Below are 6,142 nucleotides of genomic sequence, written 5' to 3'. Positions count from 1 at the left end.
GCTATAGTATATGCAAAAGTTTTACGCCGCTTGCAGGGCTCGAACCTACGACATTCTGGTTAACAGCCAGACACTCTACCAACTGAGTTAAAGCGGCTTCTGGTATCGGGTGTGCTTTTTTGCCCACCTCTCGCGAACATTCCTAAAGCGATGATCTTATTTATATATTTCGCTTGACGCCCTTCTCACAAACTGTAGTAAGGGGTAACCTTGGGGAAATCTGCCGGCAGTAAGTACATTCTATTCGACATAATGTCATTTTACCAATGCCTTTATTTGATTTTCTTTCAATTTACTTTTCATTCATCTACTATATCTATTTGATATCTTTGAATTTAATCTTCATTCACCTGCGATCTATTATTTGATTCCCTTTCAATTTAATGTCTATTCAACTAATGTCTTAATCCGGTCTATATTTTCTTTTTTCTTTAAGTTTCTGCTTCCTTTTTATAGTATCTCTAAGGATTCCTTTTTCCGCCTATTTTAATGTCAATATTTATTTGCGAGACAAACCTTATATCCTATCATGAATAATATATTTGATTAGCTTTTTACAGCTTTAAGTATCGAAGTCGGATAGGCTTTGTTTTAAGCAACGTAAATTCATTTTAGCTTAAAACTCCTTTATTTAAGGACCTGTCCGGGGGATTTCAACCAGTATAAAAGCCGCTTCGGGCTTTATAGTAATGTTAGCATCAGGGGTTTAAGGTCAGTTGCTCTCTGTACTGTTGGGTATCTTTTCAGGCTTTTTCTGATATTAAAGGCACTCTTCGGGTCCTATCGCGCTTCTGGCCTCTTAACCTCACAGGTTAAAAATGGAGAATAAGGGGGCTTATTCACGAAACATCTAAAAATATGTCCAAAATGCAACGCTAAGCTTAAATTGAGTCAAGATGGTGGAATGCAGTACTGTAGCATTTGCAAGTACTGGACAAAAACAGGCACTGCAAGGCTCGACTCAATCATGATATATGACTGAGGAGTCTGCATGGAAAATTTCAGTGTTCCTATGGTTTGCAGTGAATGCAAGGTCCAGCTGAAACGCCAGGTTATAGATTCTAATGTTTTCTACTACTGCAGGAGTTGCGGACGCATGAGTTCTGAGGTCTGTTTCTCCGGGGAAAGTGGCATGACTCATGCTCAGAAACCACTGGCTGCCCAAAGGGTGTCTTCTGTTACAGAGCTGGAGGTCTCTGAAAACGCCCGGAATGCTATGGTAGAGACCTGACCTGAAAAAAGTTTTTGGCACGGGAAAGTTAGAATATTCAAATTTAGTTTTTTGAAAATGAGCCTGAAAAGGCTCTAAATTTTTACTTTTTTAATAGCTATAATATTTTTTAGCTCTGGATATATGAAACTCATCATTATTCATTTCCAGGTTTTCTGCTCTTTTGCTCTATTTCTTAACTGGAGTCGCACTGGATAAAGCAAGCTAGTTTTTGTCGGAAAAACCTGCCGGACAAAACGCGTAAAAAAGTAAATCTCGTCAAGATGATTGATTACAACTCTCTCTGCAAAAAAATGAAGAGAAGTGGAATCTGTAAAAGAAACGTTATATTTTGCTGAAAAAACCGTTTACTTTTTCACTGTCCGGCTTTGAGCAATTTGCAAACGTTTTCCACTTCGGTCCGGAACTCATCCTGGGAGATCCCGAAAAGGCCTGCAAGATACATGGCACCTCCGGCACCTGCGCCTTCCTTGATTGTGCCTGTCTCGTACCTTTGAAGCCCTTTAAGGGATGATTTCCCAAAGCCAGGGTCAGCAACATAGACTACTGGTACGCCCAGGGCTCTTGTGATCTCGACAAAATGTGCGGATTTATCTTCTACTACATAGCGGGTTGTTGCAATTGAGAGCTTTTCGGTGTTAAAGCCCAGGTGTTTGATAACCGCGTAGACTGCTGCCATCTGAGTTCCGCCGGCAAGGACAACACTGATCTCGGTGCCCTGGAAACCTGCAACAAGGCCCGCAACAGCAGGCATCATGGGGTCTCCCATGCAGGCAACAGCTTTCATAGGGTCATCTTTCAGACAGCCAAATGTCAGGCATGAGGCTTTCATACCTTCTTCAACAACCTTTTTCTTGAGTTCAAGAGGGTTTTCATCTGCACTGCTGCTGACGTTTCCGTTATACCCGAGCGCTGTTAAAACTCCCATCGCTGTTGTTGTGCCTCCGGGGATGCTTTCCCCGATTATTACGTGGTCTGTCTGGTTTCTGAGCCTCTTGGCAAGGAATTTTGCCCGCTCGTAGATGCCCTGTACATCTCTTACTGCAATCGCCTCCCGGATGTCCTCTCCGGGCTTTGCTTTCAGGTCAATGCACGGGACATCCGGAGTAACTATTAGACCGGAATTAATGAAATGGTAGGGAGCGTCCGTAAGCTTCAGCGCTGAACGGGTCATGATCGCAGGAGTAGGAGTATCATAAGGAGGAGTCATGGGAAGCACCGGTACACTGATAATGTTCCCCGTTTCCATAAGTTCCGCGTCCCCTGCAGGCGTATAATCCGTAAGTTCAGCCGTTTTCCCTGCTGCAGAGAGCTTCGGGATGTGTGCGGTTTTGGTATTGGAAAGTACGCATAAAAACATCGGTTTTTTAGGCTTTTTCGTTACTTCCGGTTCGATCCAGGACATAATATCTCCTCTATGAAATTAACGTAAGTTTCACACAATATTAAGATAAATTGATGTAAATCTCCTCAAAGTCTAGTGAAGAATTCTTCGACTTAGTATTTAATATTTATCGGCACTCAATTATAATTTGATTCTACTCAAATTAACTTTACTTTATTTTACTCCTATTTCGTGGCCTGTTGCTTCGTCGCTGTGAACTGCATAATAAAGATCAATTGAGTAAAGGTTTGAGGGCACTTTCAATGTATAAATGTGGTACTGTCTCCGGGTTGTTTAAATGGATGTTACTGCCCTAAAAGGGTGCCTTCCCGGGAAGGGTGGCCATCTTTTTTAAAAAATAGAATTATAATTGTCTGATGGATTTTTTTTGTTTAATTTCCACTTATTTCTATAAGTCCGGATTCTTTTAAGTAAGCGGTATAAGAAGAAAATGTCCGGAATATGGGGTGCAGCTGCCCCATATTCTTTTCCGGCTGAATTTCTAAGAAAAGGCGTTTACCGGACTCAGTATGTTCTTGCAACGTAAACGCGGGTTTCGGTTTCTTCTCCGCAGGAAGGGCATTTCTCCTTTCCTTTTCCTCTCGGGGTCAGGGGAATTCCCAGGATGCCTGCTCCTATCAGGTCTTCCATTGCAAGTCCGCACTCTCTTTTGCCGCACCAGGGGATTGTTGCAACCCCTTTCTGGATCTTTTCCTTTACTTCCTCAATTTCAGTGCAGTCAAAGATGCGGTTTTCAAGTCCCGTTTTTGCCTTTTCGTAGAGGCTTTCATGGATTGCCTCAAACTTCGAAAGCACTCCTGCTTCAATTTCAGGCAGAGGGATCTGCTCTTTTTCTCCGGTGTCTCTTCTTACCGCCACAGCCACATTATTTTCCAGGTCTCGAGGCCCGATTTCAAGCCTTAGGGGCACTCCCTTCATTTCCCACTTGTAGTACTTTGCCCCAGGGCGCAGGTCGCTTGCATCGATTTCAACCCTCATTCCTGCTTTCTTCAGGCGCTCCTGGACATCCTTGCAGGCCGCAAGCACCTCGGCTGCTCCTTTCTTGAAGATGATCGGGATAATGACTGCCTGAACAGGTGCGATTTCGGGAGGCAGGACAAGCCCTTTGTCATCTCCGTGGATGGAGATTGTGGCTGCAATACACCTCTCTGAAATCCCGTAACAGGTCTGGTGGGCATAACGCTGTTCGCCGTCAGGGGCTTCGTACTTGATATCGAAAGTCTTTGCAAAGTTGTCGCCAAGGTGGTGGGCAGTGCCTATCTGAAGAGTCTTTCCATCAGGCATCATGGCATCAATAGCATCGGTGTAGTCGGCGCCCGGGAACTTATCCCAGTCAGGTCTCCTTGAGCGGAGCACAGGAACTCCCAGCCTGCGATATATCTCGGTATAAAGCTCAACTGCTTCCTTTACCTGGGCTTCGGCGTCTTCCCAGGTGGCGTGCACGGTATGGGCTTCTTTAAAGGAAGTAATCTCCCTGAGCCTTATCAGGGGGCGGGTATGCTTTGTCTCGTAGCGGAAAGTATTGACTATCTGATAGATCTTGAGGGGGAAATCCGCATGAGACCTTATCCAGATTTTGTACATCGGATAGATGGCAGTCTCACTTGTGGGGCGGAGAGCCAGAGGCACGTCAAGAGGATCTTTTCCTCCGTGGGTGACCCAGTATACCTCATCCTCAAAGCCTTTTATGTGCTCGGCTTCTTTCATGAACTCATTTTCGGGGATAAGCAGGGGGAAGAGAGCCTCCTGGTGCCCGCTGTTATCCATAATTTCCCTGATGATGTTGTAAGTGTTTCTCCTGATGGCAAAACCGAAGGGGTACCAGACATAAAGCCCCTTTACAGGGTAGCGGACGTCCATTATTTCTGCCATCCACAGGAGATCGTTATACCAATCGCTGAATTCCTCTTTTGGAGGGAGTGCTGCTTCTTTTTCGCTTTCTGCCATGCCTTCACCGTATTATCGTGATCTCAGTTAATTTTTATGATAAACCTTATATGAAACGTTTTAGTCCAGATATAACGCGTCATAAAACCTCAGCAGGAAACTCCTGAGTCTTTATTCAGGGTAGTTGACTTGTTACCTTATAATGGGACGTTGTTACGTATTCTGAGCTACTGTTGTGTATTATGAAATGTTATTACTCTAATAATGGAACTTTGGGAAATGTGGCTTCCGGGTGCCGTAAAGGTCTGAATGGTCAGGCACATAGATATTTTTCCGTCCGGTTGCCTATCCGGAAGATTCTGCATATGGCTTTTCTTTATTTTGCACCTTGTGCGGCATCCCTGCTACTTTATCTGGACAGAAAAATGCCTGTATAGCCCTTGACGTGTTTGCCTTTATTGAATTAAAAGTAAATCAATTATGGGGGCTCGACCCCCGGAATCATGTCAGGGCTGTTAAAAAATCGGATAAAAGAATTAATCTCCTCCGAGGGGCTGTACATTGTCCGAAACATCATGTGCAAGTTCGGATTTGTCAACATCGAAAACTATCATGCCGGTGTTTAGCTCCTCAGCCTCTTCCTTTGAGAGTTTGGTAGCAACAGCCTTTTTCGAAATTATTGCGCTGTTTCCGAGCGGGTCTTCAATGATGATTGTGATCGTTCTCTTGCCATCGATTACTTCATTGAGCATGCACAGGAGTTCCTGGCTGCGGGCGAACTTCTCTTCATCTTTATCTTCCTGTACCCATCTGCTCGCAGTCATAAGGACATTCTGAACCCTCTGCAGCACACCTTCGACGTTCGTTATATACGAATCAGACGCCGGGCCGGGTTCGACAGCAATCCCCATTTCCGGAATGCGAATCGTTCCTGAGGTTGAGCGGACGACTCTTGCATTCAGGTCTTCCAGATTCTCAACTAACAGCTCATAGCGCATGGGCTCTTTACTGGAGAGGATCATGGTATCTGTAAAACGGAAACTGCACTGGCAGTTTGCAGTTATGTACATGATCTCCCCTAAATAGGGAATATTATCTCTCTGCCACTTCATTACAAGGTCTTTCTGACACAGAGGGCAGATGGTCCTTGTCTCAAAGTTTTCATTCTTAAAATAATCCTGATTCAATATTTTCCACCAATAATCTTTGATCTGTCGATTTTAATGCCATTAGGAGTTACAATCACAGTGTTTCCTTTGACACCTGCAATATCTCCATGAACATCGACAACAACATCTTTCAGCTCTTTTAAAACCCTGTCCCTAAGCAGGTCATCGCTTCTGATGTTTGAGATGTCAATCATAAGGATGTTCCCGTTGTAAATCTCCTGCTTGAGTGCGGATATCTGGTTGATGCTTGAAACTTCTGCAATTTTTACGTAAGTCTCTGCAGGCTCGGCCTCAAGGACTTCTTCATATTTGCTGAGGTCAATTTCAGTGTAATCTTCGGCACTGGTTGAACTTTTTACATTGCCGCCAAGGAGTTTGTCTATGAGTTTTGCCATTTATGCACGCCTTTTGTATTTTTTTAAATTTGGATAGTACTGTCCTATATTGGGA

Annotated in this window: 5 protein-coding genes and 1 tRNA gene; 1 reads left to right on the top strand and 5 read right to left on the bottom strand. The window is 44.1% G+C overall.

From position 1 onward, the window contains the following. Positions 1-24: 24 nt before the first annotated feature. Positions 25-97, bottom strand: a tRNA-Asn gene (locus EO95_RS07000). Positions 98-991: 894 nt separating this feature from the next. On the opposite strand from EO95_RS07000, the gene EO95_RS06995 reads away from it, so the two are divergent. Then, the gene (locus EO95_RS06995; RefSeq protein ID WP_048133506.1) at positions 992-1,231 is read left to right on the top strand and encodes a hypothetical protein; all 240 of its coding nucleotides are present in this window, start codon (positions 992-994) and stop codon (positions 1,229-1,231) included. 355 nt (positions 1,232-1,586) lie between these two features. Here EO95_RS06995 and cobT read toward each other — a convergent pair whose 3' ends face one another. The 4 genes from cobT to sepF all read right to left on the bottom strand — a co-directional run bounded on the left by cobT (position 1,587) and on the right by sepF (position 6,087). Continuing rightward, positions 1,587-2,636, bottom strand: coding sequence for a nicotinate mononucleotide-dependent phosphoribosyltransferase CobT (cobT, locus tag EO95_RS06990; RefSeq protein ID WP_048133505.1), 1,050 nt, complete (start codon positions 2,634-2,636; stop codon positions 1,587-1,589). A gap of 504 nt (positions 2,637-3,140) precedes the next feature. Further along, positions 3,141-4,583 carry a proline--tRNA ligase gene (gene proS, locus EO95_RS06985; protein WP_048133504.1) on the bottom strand — a complete coding sequence of 481 codons (1,443 nt, stop codon included), beginning with the start codon at positions 4,581-4,583 and terminating at the stop codon, positions 3,141-3,143. 476 nt (positions 4,584-5,059) lie between these two features. Beyond that, complete coding sequence (locus tag EO95_RS06980) at positions 5,060-5,710, bottom strand: ZPR1 zinc finger domain-containing protein (RefSeq protein WP_048133503.1); 651 nt, start codon at positions 5,708-5,710, stop codon at positions 5,060-5,062. Continuing rightward, positions 5,707-6,087 carry a cell division protein SepF gene (gene sepF / locus EO95_RS06975; RefSeq protein ID WP_048133502.1) on the bottom strand — a complete coding sequence of 127 codons (381 nt, stop codon included), beginning with the start codon at positions 6,085-6,087 and terminating at the stop codon, positions 5,707-5,709. Before sepF ends, EO95_RS06980 begins: the two co-directional genes overlap by 4 nt. Between the last annotated feature and the right edge of the window lie 55 nt (positions 6,088-6,142).

This window comes from Methanosarcina sp. 1.H.T.1A.1, from assembly GCF_000979295.1.
Lineage (GTDB): Archaea > Halobacteriota > Methanosarcinia > Methanosarcinales > Methanosarcinaceae > Methanosarcina.
Note: the sequence above shows the minus strand (reverse complement) of the source record. Positions and strands in the feature narration are given on the sequence as shown.

What these genes read in the sequence shown, in the direction of transcription:
- EO95_RS06995 (WP_048133506.1), top strand. Translation starts at nt 992, where the DNA reads ATGGAAAATTTCAGTGTTCCTATGGTTTGCAGTGAATGCAAGGTCCAG.
- cobT (WP_048133505.1), bottom strand. Translation starts at nt 2,636, where the DNA reads ATGTCCTGGATCGAACCGGAAGTAACGAAAAAGCCTAAAAAACCGATG.
- proS (WP_048133504.1), bottom strand. Translation starts at nt 4,583, where the DNA reads ATGGCAGAAAGCGAAAAAGAAGCAGCACTCCCTCCAAAAGAGGAATTC.
- sepF (WP_048133502.1), bottom strand. Translation starts at nt 6,087, where the DNA reads ATGGCAAAACTCATAGACAAACTCCTTGGCGGCAATGTAAAAAGTTCA.